The organism is Evansella cellulosilytica DSM 2522 (genome assembly GCF_000177235.2).
GTDB classification, from domain to species: domain Bacteria; phylum Bacillota; class Bacilli; order Bacillales; family Salisediminibacteriaceae; genus Evansella; species Evansella cellulosilytica.
In genome coordinates this window covers 2898395-2911900 of sequence record NC_014829.1, presented here as the reverse complement: position 1 = coordinate 2911900, position 13506 = coordinate 2898395, and the positions used below count along the sequence as shown (strand labels likewise).

The 13506-nt window shown below is 35.9% G+C and carries 18 protein-coding genes and 1 tRNA gene; 14 read left to right on the top strand and 5 right to left on the bottom strand.

The features are described from left to right. Positions 1-39: 39 nt before the first annotated feature. On the bottom strand, positions 40-234 hold the full coding sequence (locus BCELL_RS13440) for a helix-turn-helix transcriptional regulator (protein ID WP_013489297.1): 195 nt from the start codon (positions 232-234) through the stop codon (positions 40-42). Between the two features lie 177 nt (positions 235-411). On the opposite strand from BCELL_RS13440, the gene BCELL_RS13435 reads away from it, so the two are divergent. The 5 genes from BCELL_RS13435 (at position 412) to BCELL_RS13415 (ending at position 4039) form a co-directional block, all read left to right on the top strand. Continuing rightward, positions 412-1110 carry a ParM/StbA family protein gene (locus BCELL_RS13435; protein WP_013489296.1) on the top strand — a complete coding sequence of 233 codons (699 nt, stop codon included), beginning with the start codon at positions 412-414 and terminating at the stop codon, positions 1108-1110. Positions 1111-1221: 111 nt separating this feature from the next. Next, complete coding sequence (locus tag BCELL_RS13430; protein ID WP_198284027.1) at positions 1222-1431, top strand: hypothetical protein; 210 nt, start codon at positions 1222-1224, stop codon at positions 1429-1431. A 406-nt stretch (positions 1432-1837) separates the two neighbouring features. Then, positions 1838-2143, top strand: coding sequence for a hypothetical protein (locus BCELL_RS13425; RefSeq protein WP_041808266.1), 306 nt, complete (start codon positions 1838-1840; stop codon positions 2141-2143). Further along, positions 2143-3360: an FtsK/SpoIIIE domain-containing protein gene (locus BCELL_RS13420; protein WP_013489293.1), complete on the top strand. Its 1218-nt coding sequence runs from the start codon at positions 2143-2145 to the stop codon at positions 3358-3360. Before BCELL_RS13425 ends, BCELL_RS13420 begins: the two co-directional genes overlap by 1 nt. Beyond that, positions 3317-4039 carry a replication-relaxation family protein gene (locus BCELL_RS13415; RefSeq protein WP_013489292.1) on the top strand — a complete coding sequence of 241 codons (723 nt, stop codon included), beginning with the start codon at positions 3317-3319 and terminating at the stop codon, positions 4037-4039. The genes BCELL_RS13420 and BCELL_RS13415 overlap by 44 nt, the downstream gene beginning before the upstream one ends. Before the next feature lie 133 nt (positions 4040-4172). Here BCELL_RS13415 and BCELL_RS13410 read toward each other — a convergent pair. The 3 genes from BCELL_RS13410 to BCELL_RS13400 form a co-directional block, all read right to left on the bottom strand. Further along, positions 4173-4248 (bottom strand) — tRNA-Val (locus tag BCELL_RS13410). 151 nt (positions 4249-4399) lie between these two features. Then, positions 4400-4600, bottom strand: coding sequence for a hypothetical protein (locus BCELL_RS13405; RefSeq protein ID WP_013489291.1), 201 nt, complete (start codon positions 4598-4600; stop codon positions 4400-4402). Between the two features lie 228 nt (positions 4601-4828). Next, on the bottom strand, positions 4829-5389 hold the full coding sequence (locus BCELL_RS13400) for a phosphatidylglycerophosphatase A family protein (protein WP_013489290.1): 561 nt from the start codon (positions 5387-5389) through the stop codon (positions 4829-4831). A 163-nt stretch (positions 5390-5552) separates the two neighbouring features. On the opposite strand from BCELL_RS13400, the gene BCELL_RS13395 reads away from it, so the two are divergent. Together BCELL_RS13395 and BCELL_RS13390 are read left to right on the top strand one after the other, a co-directional pair. After that, entirely contained in the window at positions 5553-6197 is a 645-nt protein-coding gene (locus tag BCELL_RS13395) for a hypothetical protein (RefSeq protein ID WP_013489289.1), read from the top strand. 76 nt (positions 6198-6273) lie between these two features. After that, positions 6274-6702 (top strand): GNAT family N-acetyltransferase, encoded by a 429-nt coding sequence (locus BCELL_RS13390; protein ID WP_013489288.1) that lies wholly within the window; start codon positions 6274-6276, stop codon positions 6700-6702. Between the two features lie 62 nt (positions 6703-6764). Here BCELL_RS13390 and BCELL_RS13385 read toward each other — a convergent pair whose 3' ends face one another. Beyond that, positions 6765-7640 (bottom strand): GNAT family N-acetyltransferase, encoded by an 876-nt coding sequence (locus tag BCELL_RS13385; protein ID WP_013489287.1) that lies wholly within the window; start codon positions 7638-7640, stop codon positions 6765-6767. A 937-nt stretch (positions 7641-8577) separates the two neighbouring features. Between BCELL_RS13385 and BCELL_RS13380 the strand changes: the two genes are divergently transcribed. From BCELL_RS13380 to BCELL_RS13350, 7 genes are all read left to right on the top strand, one after another. After that, a complete protein-coding gene (locus tag BCELL_RS13380) occupies positions 8578-9171 on the top strand; it encodes a DJ-1/PfpI family protein (RefSeq protein ID WP_013489286.1) in 594 nt (197 codons plus the stop codon). A 33-nt stretch (positions 9172-9204) separates the two neighbouring features. Further along, complete coding sequence (locus BCELL_RS13375) at positions 9205-9699, top strand: NUDIX hydrolase (RefSeq protein WP_013489285.1); 495 nt, start codon at positions 9205-9207, stop codon at positions 9697-9699. Positions 9700-9726: 27 nt separating this feature from the next. Next, positions 9727-10086, top strand: a complete 360-nt coding sequence (locus BCELL_RS13370; protein WP_013489284.1) for a YobA family protein — start codon at positions 9727-9729, stop codon at positions 10084-10086. Between the two features lie 253 nt (positions 10087-10339). Next, positions 10340-11146 carry an alpha/beta fold hydrolase gene (locus BCELL_RS13365; protein WP_013489283.1) on the top strand — a complete coding sequence of 269 codons (807 nt, stop codon included), beginning with the start codon at positions 10340-10342 and terminating at the stop codon, positions 11144-11146. Between the two features lie 164 nt (positions 11147-11310). Then, complete coding sequence (locus tag BCELL_RS13360; protein WP_013489282.1) at positions 11311-11664, top strand: PadR family transcriptional regulator; 354 nt, start codon at positions 11311-11313, stop codon at positions 11662-11664. Beyond that, complete coding sequence (locus BCELL_RS21665; protein ID WP_013489281.1) at positions 11648-12202, top strand: DUF4190 domain-containing protein; 555 nt, start codon at positions 11648-11650, stop codon at positions 12200-12202. Before BCELL_RS13360 ends, BCELL_RS21665 begins: the two co-directional genes overlap by 17 nt. A gap of 116 nt (positions 12203-12318) precedes the next feature. After that, positions 12319-13464 carry an MGDG synthase family glycosyltransferase gene (locus BCELL_RS13350; RefSeq protein ID WP_013489280.1) on the top strand — a complete coding sequence of 382 codons (1146 nt, stop codon included), beginning with the start codon at positions 12319-12321 and terminating at the stop codon, positions 13462-13464. Positions 13465-13506 lie beyond the last annotated feature (42 nt).

The window sequence follows — 13506 nt, the reverse complement described above, 5'->3', positions numbered from 1 at the left end:
AGTGTACATCACCTCAACTTCATTATTTCCAAGTTGAGACTATTTTAAATTTCCCCATAATTCCTCTACAGAAGTATTTAGTTTGTCGGCAATTCTCAAGGCTACAGGTAAGGTTGGGATACTTTCCCCTTTAATTATTTTTGTAAGTGTACCTGGAGCAATCCCGACCTCATTTGCTAACCATCCTTTTTTTATACCCATTTCAGTAATTTTTACTGCTATTTTAGTTGTCATGCAATCACCTCATTTAACTTATTCGTTAAAAAAATGGTTTGTCCTTTTGATTTTTTTAATGTGGACAGGCAAAATTTATATTTTTTCTCATACCATATATCAAGTTATTAACTAGTTAAAAACCAAGCGCTTTGGAACTTTGTCTAGTTATTAACCAGTTAATAAGGAGGTATTTTTATGATTGTTGGTTTTGATTGGGGTAATCGGTTCGCAAAAATTATGTGTGAGTTAGGGATTGCAAAATTTTCATCTGCTATTGGTGAGTATTGGGATCGAAACCTAGAAAACGTTCATGGTGAGGATGACATGATCTTTGAGTACCGAAATAGAAAAGGATTTGCTGGGTCATTAGCAGAGAATGAAAGTGATTTTGGTTCATCGATCATGGGTGATTCAAAGGCACATGAAGACGCCTTAATTAGGTTGCTGTTGGGGCTCCATCGATGCGGAGACAATTTGCACTTTAAGATTGTTGTTGGTCAGCCAATTAGCAAACATAATCCAGAAGAAAAAACAGCAATTAAACAAATGATTAAAGGTAAACATACCATCACTGTTAATGGAATAACTAAGACATTTTGGATTGATGAATGTGAGGTAGCTGCAGAAGGAGGGGCTGCGTTTTGGTCTGCTCCTGTGGATGGTAAATTGCGGATCATTGATGTAGGTAGCGGAACGGTTAACTGTGCTTCATTAAACAACAAGCGCTATATAAACAAAGATTCATTTACTTTACCATTCGGTATGGAGACTATTCGCACCAGCGACCTAAATGAACTGGCCAGAGGTATCTATTCCCACACATCAAAGAGATGGAACACCAGTGACCATGTACTATTAGTCGGTGGAGTTTCCAAAGAACTGCTGAGCCGGTAAGAAAGTATTATCCAAATGCAGAGATCATTAAACCGGTTGTTAATGGAGCTGTTGTAGATCCGGTTTTTGCGAATGCTATAGGTTTTTACCAGATCGGGAGGGCTCTCTATGATGAAAATAAAAAGCGTAGCTTTCAACGTTGAAGATCCAGACCAGGCTAAACTGTTTGAACATGCAGCAGAACGACCAAACTTCTCTTCTTATATTAAAAGACTAATCCAAAGAGATATGGAAGGTGGAAATAATATAGTACCTTCCACAGTGACAAAAGAAAGTACCAACGATAATGGTGACGACGATTTGATGGAGCTTTTGGTTTAGTACCAACGAGAAGTGCCAGGTGTTGTTACGTAGTGACAACCGACGTAGGTACTTTGAGGACATCAATATATTCATAGGTTTGAAATCTATTTTTCTAAGTACCAATGTAATTGGAACACCACTCTGTGGTTATGGATATTCGCTCCATCCTCGCTCTCTCCATTGTCCTCATCGTGGGCGGAGTCAACGTTCTGTTGACTAAAGAATTCTGTCAATTCCAATTGTCTGAAAATTGTAGAGGAGGATTGATCTACCATGATTGGAACAAAAATAATCTGTTCGATTTGTTGGGATAGAAAGATTACAGTGACCAAAAGAAATATTAATCAGCTTTGGAATGAGGACAATAAAGTTTTTTGGTACATCTGTAATGATTGTGAGAACCATGAATGGTTGGGTGATAGAAATGACTAAAGTAGAAACAATAAATTTTCGTGATTTTTTGAACTATGACTATATAAATAAAATTCCTAATTCAGCTTCTACTTCACTAATGTCTATAGGCTTAATACCCACTGGTTCTTTTTTTAATATGTCTCCAGTACTGTTAGGAGCTTATGGATTTATATTGACCGTTGGTTTTGGTAGCATACTTGTTAATTTCTTTAATGATGATGTACAAGAGATTTTTGAAACTTTATTAAAGGTTGTTAGTTCAATTGCTGCATTTGGATTCTTATTTTGGCTCATGTTTTCAGGGGGGGTAATTTAATGCTTAGTGTTTTGCTATCTACAGTTGGTGTAATGATCTTCGGTACAGCAAGTTATGGACTATATAAAAACAGAAAGACTTTTGATCCTGTTAAACACATGAAAGTATCTTTTATAAAAGCGGATATGGCGATAAAAAAGATAAGGAATAATGGTAAAACAGAATATATAACTCCTGATCTTGTTGATTTTGTTGAAGAAAATTGGGGTTATCGATTCGAGTATAAAATGAAAAACGGTATGAGCATAAAAGCGTTTGAAGCAAAGAAAAGTTTTATTGAAACAGCTTTTAATGGTGCTGCTGAAATTAGAGGGGAAGGAAACCGACTTTATATTGACGTGTTCACAGGGAAGGTACCAACAGAATGTAGTTTCAATCTTGATGAGATACGTGATAATACGTGGAGAATGATTCTTCCCTGTTTCCTTGGTATCTCGAGAAAAGGTAAAGAATATGTAGATTTAACTAAAGCACCTCACGGAATTGTTGGAGGGGAAACAGGCGGAGGTAAGTCAACTTTTATTCGACAGTTGTTAACAGCTATTGCAATACTGAGAGATCCACGGCAAGTGCGAATTCATCTCTTTGACTTGAAGTTTGGTTTAGAACTCTCAATGTTCGAAAACCTTCCACATGTAGAAACCTTTGTGGACGATGTGTATAAAGTAGAGGAGGCATTGAAAAATATTAATGGAGAGTTAGATAAACGTGGTCAATTGATTAAAGAAAAATCTCGGAAGAAAGATATTGAAGCTTATAACAACTCAGTACCTGAAGAAGGAAAATTACCGTATCATCTGATCATTGTGGATGAGTTAGCGGAAATAGAAGATACAGATTCGATTCAAAGAATTGCACGTCTTGGTCGCGCTCTAGGCTTTCACATGATACTCGCTACTCAGAGACCAGACGCAAAGGTGCTCGAAGGACAAATTAAAGCAAACTGTCCAATGAAAGTGGCTTTTAAAGTTATCAACTCAGTAAACTCAAAGATAATTTTGGATAATGTAAAAGCAGCGCAAATCCCAAAAGAATACCCAGGTCGTTCTATCGTGCAATTTAAAACGGAAAGGGAAGTACAAACGCCACTTCTGGAAGAAGAGATTGCAAACAAAATCATTTATAAGCGCATTAAAGAATTAGATGAGTTTTATATGCAGGAGGTGGATCCGGTTGTTGAAGGAAAGGGAACTCCAGATACTACAGAGTATTGCTAATTTAAGATTTATGAATAGCCAACAGATCCACACTTTACATGGATATAATGGAAAATACGGGGAACGTGTTACCAGAAGGAAACTAAACGAATTAGAAAAGAAGAAAATGCTTAAATCATTTCAACCATCAGCTTATGAGAAGAAAATTTATTACCTCACTAAGACAGCTGCAAAAGAATTATCGCACTTCACTGGTATTGAAGGAATAAAAACATTAAAAAAAAATGATAAATCAATGCACCAAGTTATGGTCTCGGAAATATACATTCAATTGCAAAAGTGCAGAATAGGGCAGGTAAAACGTTACAAGGTTGAAGATAAGATACATGAGGATTTATTAGTAGATGCATTTGTTGAGTATCGATTAAGAAGTACTGGAAAGAAAAAGCTTATATTTGTGGAAGCGGATCGAGGAACAGAGAGCGCTGTAATCATCGAAGAAAAATTTAAAAAATATGATTATCTATATAGGTCACACAAATTCCAAAACATGTATGGAATATTTCCAGACATACTTTTTATTACAAATAGCAATACCAGAAAAAGAGTGCTTTTAAATTTATCGAATCGTTTTAGTAACCTCAGAGTAATTACAGGGACTTTAGATGAGTTTATATCAAGTCCTCAAGAGTTTATTAGGGTGACAAATCCTAATCCAATAAAATTAAAAGTAAAATAAAAAAACGTGTATTTAATAATCCGCCCCCAAGTCGCCCCCAAACGTACTGTATTAATGAAAAAATGATAAAACTGTACTATAAGAAAAATCAATAAAACCCCTTTATTATCAAGGGGTTTATTATGTACTGTTATGGTGACCCGTACTGGGTTCGAACCAGTGACCTCCACCCTGTCAAGGTGGCGCTCTCCCAGCTGAGCTAACGGATCAAGCTTGTTTATTGTTGCAGTAATTAATAATATAATCGAAGACAAGAAAATAGTCAACATATTTAAGTGTTTTCTAAGTAAAATAATATTTCCAATTTTGGTTTTATAGGAGCTGAAGTGCATCACTATGAAAAATATATTTCAATAGTATTTATTCATCATACGTGTAACGAACAACGTAACGGTTATTTTTGAGTTTACGTATTTCTACCCAAGGCCCAATTTCATAGCCATTTACCCAATTGTCTTCAATTTTTGCCTTTAGACAGTTTGCTTGAAATTTCGAATCAAATACTTGTTTAAAATAAATCCAACGTATTTTTTTAGGTAATGGCTGTTCAGATGGATTCACTACGTTCACCTCATTTTTAAGCGCTGATGAAAATAATAGCATTAAATGGAAAAACAATCAAGAAATTGGACGAAAAATGGGCTGGACATAAAACAGATAATGATAAAAAAAGGTAACTGTTGCTAAACGAGTGTTTCTCAAAAGTAACATTGACCCTTTGATCCACACTCATTTATTACAACAGTATATGATATGCTCATGCCTTTCGATACAAGTTTTAATACGATGTTATCCTATTCTTTCTTCCTTGTCACGGTCTTCAATTTCTTCGTGTCGAAGGCGTTCTTCACGATCTCGGCTACGATGCGCTAGGCGACTTGCAGCATTTGCAGCGATACTACAGATGAGGTCATCAAGAAATGTATTGATAGAAGAATCATTCTTCGTGTCTAGCTCCTTTATAATTCCAATCTTTTGTTTATCTAAATAACCGAACGTCGTGACCGCAATACTTCCGTAACCAAAAACAGAACCGAATGCAATCGTTTCATCAACGCCAAATAACCCTTCATCTGTTTCTACAATAGACTGTAACGGCTCAGAGAGCTGCTTTTTTTCAGCTAATTTATCTAACTCAATGCCAACTAAAACGGCATGCTGGATTTCTCTTTTCTCTAACACTTTATCAACACTGTCAATGCAATCTGCCATTTCTAGGTCCTTATTATAAGCAACTTGCATTTCAAAGACGATTTTAGCAATATCCTCAATATTGACACCACGTTCCTTTAATAGCTCTCTTGCTGCTTTTTCTACCACTTTACTATGAACAGGCTGCTGCTTTGACATCATACCACTCCTCTTTTCTTCAAAATACACTTCTATTTTAACATATTTTAGATTAATAGATTCCTCTTCACATGTTATAGATTGAAAGGTAAGATGATAAAAATGGGAAATGATGTGATTATTGAGTCTGTAGTTAAATAAATGATAAGGGAGTGAAGTGAAAATGAACATATTGAAAAAGACAGTGTTAACGAAAGAGAGACCGAATGGAATTTCTTATACACATATTGAGGCGGGTGCTAGTAAAGTATGTTTTATGTTTTCTGGAGTGGGCTATAAATATGATCATCCCCTATTTTATTTTGCTACGATGACAATGCTTAATAATAAAATAGATGTCGTTCAAGTTCACTACAATTATGATGAAGATTTATTAAGGAAGCCAATATACAACATTGCAGAAGCGATGATCAGTGACATTGATCCAGTAATAAAGGATGTATTTCATACTAATAAATATGATCAGTCTATTTTTCTCGGCAAATCACTTGGGACAATTCCATTATCGACTCACATCATAAGAAGGAAAGCGTATTTAAATTCGAAGATGATTGTACTAACCCCTTTGATAAAGTCGGATGAAGTATTCACTGGGCTTCACGACAGTTCCCATTCTCATCTTCTCGTTATAGGAGATAATGATCCTCATTATTTACCGAATAAATTGAATGAGCTAGAGAGAGAAAATATGATTATTGAAGTTGTCAAAGGAGGGGATCACGCTTTGAATGTCGGAGAGTTTGATGTCCAACAATCCCTTTCATCATGCGCGGTTATAATGGAAAAAATAGATCGTTTTGTCAAATGATAGCCACATTTATTTTTCCTAACAAAATCTTTTCGTTATAATGATTCTATATGAAAAGGTAGGAAGGAAGATTTAGATGGACGTACGAGTTGTAGAAACAGAACAGGAAATGAAGGATGCGTATGCAGTTAGGCGCACCGTATTTATTGAAGAACAAGGAGTTCCTGAGGAAATGGAAATAGATGCACATGAGGATGAAGCGGTACACTTTGTCGCATACAATGATAAGGGTGCTCCTGTTGGGGCTGGTAGAATGCGCTTGTTTGATGATTACGGTAAAGCGGAACGCATTTGTGTCGTTCGATCGTACCGGAAAAAAGGTGTGGGAGACCACCTTATGAAAAAGTTAGAGGAAGTGGCTCTAGCAAAAGGTAAAAACGAGTTAAAGCTAAATGCACAAACGCATGCTGAACAGTTTTACGACAGAATCGGTTATGAAACAACGTCAGACACTTTTTATGAAGCTGGCATTCCGCATGTCACAATGAGAAAACAGTTAAGGTGATAAAAGAGCTAAGAAAAATTCATCCTTCTTACAAAAGAGGATGAATTTTTTTAGTTCCGTATCTAGTTTCTTTTGCTCCATTCATTTCTCTCAATTCCATACAATACCCAAGGAGAAGGTAATTCAAATGTGTGATTAGTAGGAAGAGCTTTGATTTCTTCTTTTTTCAAATCAATCCAGATATATGTGTCATCATCTGTTTGTTTTTTTAGTTCTCGATAATCGTTTGCAATGGTCTCCCACAAACCACTTTGTGTTGTCAAATCACTCCAAGGATAAACGACATGTAAATAGTGATTTCCTTTTTGATCTGGCTTCAAAATGACGACGCGTGTGGCCGCTTCGTTTTCATAGAAAGTCCAAGCTTCTACATCAGTATCTGTAAATAAGGCATCTGAAGCAGGAAAAGAATAGTATATTTCATATGGAAAGATAGATTCAGTGTCGATATAAAGAGACTTTAACCACTGTTTCTTTTTTTCGAGAGAGTGGACTTCATGCCAAATCTTTTCGCCACGTTCTAGAAAGGAAGTGTCATTTGTAGTAGCTCCATGCAGCATAGTAGAAGAGGTTAGACCTAACTTATCGACGACACGCCGAGCGGGCAAATTATCCTCCTGTGTATTGGCACCAACCCACTCGATCCCATCTAACTGAAACGCCGCATTCATGACATATGAAATGAGCGCTGTACCATAATTGTTTCCCCTAAAACGTCTGTCGCTACGCAAACGTCCTAGCATAGCGTACCTTCCAGCAAAAATAGTGTATCCACCCATACTAATAAGCTGATTATCAATAAATAACCCGTACAAACGGTTATTGCCAATTGTCAGCCTTTCAAAGATACGGAGTATGTAATCATCTTCTAGTCCAGTTTCCATTTTTTCAAAATGATGAAAATCATCATTTGAAAGTTCTCTAATTGTTTTTAACATGAAATCGCTCCTATACCTTTTAGCATCCAGTTTTAGGCTGGTTTCGTAAAATTTGTTGCTTTATTCAGCTTGGTGAAACGAAAGGTGGCGACTCCAGTGGGAATAGCAAGGGCTGAAGATCCATCGGGTGGTTTTCCCGATTAGCTGAAGCCTTGCCCACGGAAAGCGTCCGCCTTTAGTGCAGCCAAGCATATAAATATACTTAAAAACAACAATCTATGCGAAAAGAGCCTTATAGTAACATATATTTCTGAACACGAAACATTCTATGCTATTAAAAGAATTGTGTCAATTTTCATCTTTATCACGCTATTTATTATATAATTGAATCAATTTCATAATTATCGCCCCTTACAGGACAAGTGTTTAAAAGCACGAAAAAAGGAGTACCTCCCCAAATGTCGAATTTAGTATTCAGTAGCAGTATGATTTTGACGTTTTGTTCAAAGGTATGTTGATTGAAACGAAAGGATACGAGACGCCTGCGACGAGCGTTACATCACGATTAAGCTTCGAGTTGTCTCGACGGATACAACTCCAGAGCGTTGCATGTAGAGGAAGAGACAGGTTGTGAGCTGAAGATCCATCGGGGCGGGGTTCCCCCGATTAGCTGAAGCCTTGCCCGCGGCACCGAGCATTACTTCTTGAATACGCTCCGAGATGTCTCGACGGATGCAACTTCATAGCAAAACTGGAAGAGGAAGAGACAAGCGAGTAGACTGAAGTGAAAATCAACACCAAAGTTAAGTTAACAAGAATTTCTTTAATAAGATGATATTATTCTTAGACTATGATCTTTTTTAGAAAGTGAATTATGAAATTGATTCAATTAATTCATTATTAGACTATGGAGATAAAGTGTAGCAAGAGAGAAAGTAAACGTAATAATGATAAGTAACTAGGATAAAGTTTATCTAAAACTGGGGGAGGGTTCAAAATGACTGAATGGACAGTTGGCATTTTATTATTCAATGAAGTCGAAATACTAGATTTTGCAGGACCTTATGAAGTTTTCTCCATCACTACAATGCTTGATTCAAATGAACAACCATTTAAAGTCGTCACAATTTCTGAAACAAGTAACATGATTACTGCTAGAAATGGTCTGAAAGTTCTCCCTGATTATAGTTATCGTAATCATCCTCCATTAGATATAGTCATTGTTCCTGGTGGTTATGGCGCGGAGGAAATAGAAATAAAAAATCAAAACTTACTTGAATGGATAAATCAACAAAGCAAAACAGCAAGCTACATGTGTTCGGTTTGTACCGGAGCATTTCTATTAGCTGAAGCTGGTTTACTTAATGGCCGAAAAGCGACAACACATTGGATGGATATTGAAAGGTTGAAACGAGATTATACTGAAGTAAACGTTCAAACAGGTGTGAAGTTTATAGACGAAGGAGAAATTATCACCTCAGGAGGAATTTCAGCAGGAATAACGATGTCGTTTCATATCATATCGAAATTATTAGGTATACAAGTAGCAACATACACTGCAAAGAGAATGGAGTATGATGTTAAACTATAAATATAGAGTTATCAAATAAGTTGAGGTGTCTGCATGCTTAAATTTACAATATGCTTTTTAAAACGGGGTAATGAAATACTTATGTTAAATAGAGAGTTCCCAGAATGGATGGGAGTTTGGAATGGTGTCGGTGGTAAAATTGATGATGGGGAAACCCCATTGGAATGCATTTTGCGCGAAGTCAATGAAGAAACGGGAATTACACTAAAGGACAAACAAGTAACATATAAAGGGAATATTACATGGACAGATCCAGAAAATACTTATTATGGAGGCATGTATGCTTTTGTGGCAGAGCTTCCAAATAACTTTACATACGACACACCGATAAAAACGGAAGAAGGTATTTTAGATTGGAAGGATATCTCTTGGCTGCTTCATCCAGAAAACAGAGGTGTTGCTGACCTAAGCTATCATTTAGCTACGTTGCTTCATGATGAGTCTTGTTATGAACACCAGTTGACCTACGCAAACGATAAAGTTGTTCAATGTTCGAAGACACCATTAAAGCAATTTGTAGGGAAATAAAAATGTCGTAGTTCATTGGAGGTACTTATGGTAAAGAGTGTGTCATTATCACTACTGCTATTTGCAATAGTTTTGGTCGCTGCTTGTAATCAAGAGATTACTGAAAGAGAACTAGACCCGAGCGAGAGTAATATTCAAGAAGGGTATGTGATAGAGGTGAAAGGTTCCCAAATTTTAGTAGTAAGTGACATTTCACTTGAAGATGCTCATCGACTTGATGAAGCACTTTTACTAGAAGAGGGTGTTGGAGGATTAGCTGTTTGGTACACCGTTGAAGATGTCACCCGTTATGAAAAAGGTCAACGATTAAGAGTCCGATCAAAGTCAATGATGGAAAGCTATCCAGCGATATCAGAGGCAGTGAAAGTACAAATCGTCGAGGAATGAAAAAATCCCAACAGGATAAAATCCTGATTGGGATTTTTTACTTTTATTTTTAAATGATAGTGATGTATATACGATAATGTACGGTAGAGAAGCACGGAAAACAAAGCAGGAGCGTTCTGTGTAAAACTATGTATTTAGAAGAGGAAATCTAAAAATGATGTTATAATTGAAAAGTATTTTTATTGTTTACTGTTTTATGAAGCCATCTAAGTGGTGGTCGATGCAAGATGATTTTATGTTTTGGAGGAATGAAATGTCTTTAACGAAATTATTACATCATCAAATTTATTTTAATAAAAAAACGAACTCCGCGTCATGGGTCGTTCTTCTTCATGGTATCGGAGGTAATTCAAAAATATGGTTTAAGCAATTAAAGCAATTTAGAAAACATTATCATGTTATTGCTATAGATTTACCAGGTCACTATCCAAATTCGACAATGGAAGAATGGGAAAACGAATTTTCCATTGAAAAATGTACAGATATGATTATCGACGTTTTAAATGAGCACCAAATTGAAAAAGCACATTTTGTAGGTGTTTCCTTAGGTTCGGTTATCATTCATCAAATTGTGAAGCGACATAAAGATAGAGTGAATTCAGCAGTATTAGGCGGTATGATACTTCAGTTTAATCTATTTTCTAGATTTTTAATATTCGCTGGTCACTCCCTAAAAAAGATACTTCCTTATATGTGGCTTTATCAATTATTTGCTCATATTATGATGCCTAAAAATAATCATAAGCAATCACGGGCGATGTTTATTACTGAAGCGAAGAAAATGCATAGAGTTGAATTTTTAAGGTGGTTTAAGCTTACTAGACAAGTGCAAGAAACCTCTGAAAATATAGAAGAATATGATGTGCCGCGTCTATACATTTCTGGAAGTGAAGATCACCTATTTATTAATGAGTTGAAGAAAAACATGGTAAACGACCATTTTGGAGAGTTAATAGAAATTGATAACTGTGGTCATGTTTGTAATGTAGAAAAAAGTGAGGAATTTAACTTTCATGCACTATCCTTTTTAGGACAATTCTCAAATAAAAAAGGTGCATAACATATTTAGCAGGGGACACTCCTGCTCTATAAAAGACTTAAAACTAGCTCCACAAAGTTTTAAGTCTTTTATTATTTTGAATTGAAAATTTACAGCAGTTAATTCGATTATTTAACTAGCTATGTGTTATTGACATCTAGGTGTCACTCATATATAGTTAGGTTATGGATATTAAACATGATCAGTGGATTGTTCAGTTAAAAAAAGGTGTATATGAATTAGCCATTCTTTTACTCATTCGAAAGAAAGCGATGTATGGATATGAGTTGACCCAACGCTTAAATCAGGTTCCATTATTTACATTAGCGGAAGGATCTATTTATCCAATATTAAAAAGAATGGTTACAAAGCAATGGATTGAATCGTATTGGCAGGAATCTGCCGATGGACCGAGGAGAAAGTATTACGAGATCACAGAGGAAGGGAAAGTAGTCGTAGAGCTTCGAATGAATGATTATAAAGAGCTTTATAAAGCTTTGGAGCATTTAAAGGAGGGGAACGATGTCAAGGACAACTAATCCAACTATTCGGCAATACTTACATGATTTATCTAATGAACTTACATATTTATCAACAGAGGAAAGAAGGCAACAAGTGTTAGAGATTGAAGGACACCTACAATCATTAGTAGAAGAGAAAAAAGCGCAAGGTAAATCGGATATAGATGCTGCAGAGGAGGCATTAGAGGAATTTTTACCTGTTGATAGGTTAGCCGAACAAATTATTGATGAAGTGGAGATCTCTCAAGTTGTAAAAGAAAGAAATAACGGTGCTGTCGAAGAACGTACTTTAGATGACAAACAGAATGGAAAAGCAATTGCTGGGCTTGTACTAGGAATTTGCTCTATCGTTTTTATTATTTTTTGGTTATTTGGGATCATAATCGCTGTCGTCGGCTTAGTGTTTAGTTTATTAGGCTTGAGTGAGATTAAGCGTACGAAACAGAGAGGAAGGAAAATGGCGATAGCAGGGTTAGTTTGCAGCATTATTGGACTTCTTTTACCGATCCTACTTATAATTTTTTCTTTATCAGCGTATTCAAACTTAAGTATATGATAATAATGAAAAACTTTTAACTAGCTTCCCAAGCTAATTAAAAGTTTTTCTTATTTTTGTATGGATTGAGCAAAACTCTGTGATACTACTATTAGATCTAATATGGAGTGAGAAAAATGCCTAAACGAATGGTTATTTTTTCAATATCAGTGGGTCATGGCCATCATCAGGTGAGTCGTGCAATAAAGGAAGAATGGGAAGATAGAGGGTATGAAGCAGAAATTGTCGATATTTTTTCCTATATGAAAAATTCGCATGCATCATTAATAAGACAAGCTTATTTCAACTGTATTAACCGATTACCGAAGTTATGGGATTGGACGTACCACGTAACGAATTTATCATATACACCGATCATGTTAAGCGCCTGTTATTACTTTTTGTGGAAAAGTCTTTATCTTTACTGTAAAGAAAGAAAGTTTGATGTGATTGTAACGACACACCCATTAGCTACTCAAGTAGGTCTTTTTATTAAGAAAAAACAATTTAATCGTCCAAAAGTGTTTGCAGTGCTTACTGATTTTTCTACACATAAGATGTCAATAAGTAAAGGGTTAGATGCCATGTTTATTGCAGAGAAGAGTGAATTGTTGACGATAAAGAGAAATGGCATCCCTGTTTATTCTTACGGCATCCCATTAATTAAAAGGTGGGATGAATCTAGGCCAAGGGAAACGCTTCGAAGAGTGTTGAAGCTCCCCGATAATCAGTATGTCATAGTAGTATCAGGTGGTGGAGAAGGATATTATTGTAAGAAATTAATAATGGAGCTGTTGAACAATAATGACATTCCTGCCCACGTTATTTGGTTTATGGGTAAAAGTGTCAATAAGTGTCCCGAGCCGTTGACTTTGACTAATGGCACGACTATTCGTTTTTTACCGTTTTGTGAAAACTATAGTGAATATGTGAAAGCGGCTGATTTCTTTATTTCGAAACCAGGCGGAGTATCCATGGCCGAAGCGATTCGATGGAAAATTCCTACAGGAATCCTATCTCCATTACCTGGACAAGAAAAGGTTAACCAAACCGTTCTTGTAAAATATCCCAACATCGTTGTTTTAAATAGTAAAACGGTGCTTAGTAAAATCATCGAGGAATTAAATAGTGAAGAAACAAAAGCAACTTTTGTTGAACCGTCACGAACGAAAATTATCGATAAATTGATTGAACACATTCAACTAGCTGGTGAAGAATGCGAAAAAGAAGAGACTAAAAAGGGATTTAGTGCAATTTTTAGCAAAAAACAGTGGTCTTCCTAATAATTGTTGCAAAACAGAACAAACGTTCTTATAATATGGTTA

Excerpts from the sequence above, each read along its gene's own strand:
- BCELL_RS13435 (WP_013489296.1), top strand. The coding sequence starts at position 412 with ATGATTGTTGGTTTTGATTGGGGTAATCGGTTCGCAAAAATTATGTGT.
- BCELL_RS13365 (WP_013489283.1), top strand. The coding sequence starts at position 10,340 with ATGTCTTTAACGAAATTATTACATCATCAAATTTATTTTAATAAAAAA.
- BCELL_RS13400 (WP_013489290.1), bottom strand. The coding sequence starts at position 5,389 with ATGTCAAAGCAGCAGCCTGTTCATAGTAAAGTGGTAGAAAAAGCAGCA.
- BCELL_RS13440 (WP_013489297.1), bottom strand. The coding sequence starts at position 234 with ATGACAACTAAAATAGCAGTAAAAATTACTGAAATGGGTATAAAAAAA.
- BCELL_RS21665 (WP_013489281.1), top strand. The coding sequence starts at position 11,648 with ATGTCAAGGACAACTAATCCAACTATTCGGCAATACTTACATGATTTA.
- BCELL_RS13360 (WP_013489282.1), top strand. The coding sequence starts at position 11,311 with ATGGATATTAAACATGATCAGTGGATTGTTCAGTTAAAAAAAGGTGTA.
- BCELL_RS13425 (WP_041808266.1), top strand. The coding sequence starts at position 1,838 with ATGACTAAAGTAGAAACAATAAATTTTCGTGATTTTTTGAACTATGAC.
- BCELL_RS13420 (WP_013489293.1), top strand. The coding sequence starts at position 2,143 with ATGCTTAGTGTTTTGCTATCTACAGTTGGTGTAATGATCTTCGGTACA.
- BCELL_RS13395 (WP_013489289.1), top strand. The coding sequence starts at position 5,553 with ATGAACATATTGAAAAAGACAGTGTTAACGAAAGAGAGACCGAATGGA.
- BCELL_RS13380 (WP_013489286.1), top strand. The coding sequence starts at position 8,578 with ATGACTGAATGGACAGTTGGCATTTTATTATTCAATGAAGTCGAAATA.
- BCELL_RS13370 (WP_013489284.1), top strand. The coding sequence starts at position 9,727 with ATGGTAAAGAGTGTGTCATTATCACTACTGCTATTTGCAATAGTTTTG.
- BCELL_RS13375 (WP_013489285.1), top strand. The coding sequence starts at position 9,205 with ATGCTTAAATTTACAATATGCTTTTTAAAACGGGGTAATGAAATACTT.
- BCELL_RS13350 (WP_013489280.1), top strand. The coding sequence starts at position 12,319 with ATGCCTAAACGAATGGTTATTTTTTCAATATCAGTGGGTCATGGCCAT.
- BCELL_RS13430 (WP_198284027.1), top strand. The coding sequence starts at position 1,222 with ATGAAAATAAAAAGCGTAGCTTTCAACGTTGAAGATCCAGACCAGGCT.
- BCELL_RS13385 (WP_013489287.1), bottom strand. The coding sequence starts at position 7,640 with ATGTTAAAAACAATTAGAGAACTTTCAAATGATGATTTTCATCATTTT.
- BCELL_RS13390 (WP_013489288.1), top strand. The coding sequence starts at position 6,274 with ATGGACGTACGAGTTGTAGAAACAGAACAGGAAATGAAGGATGCGTAT.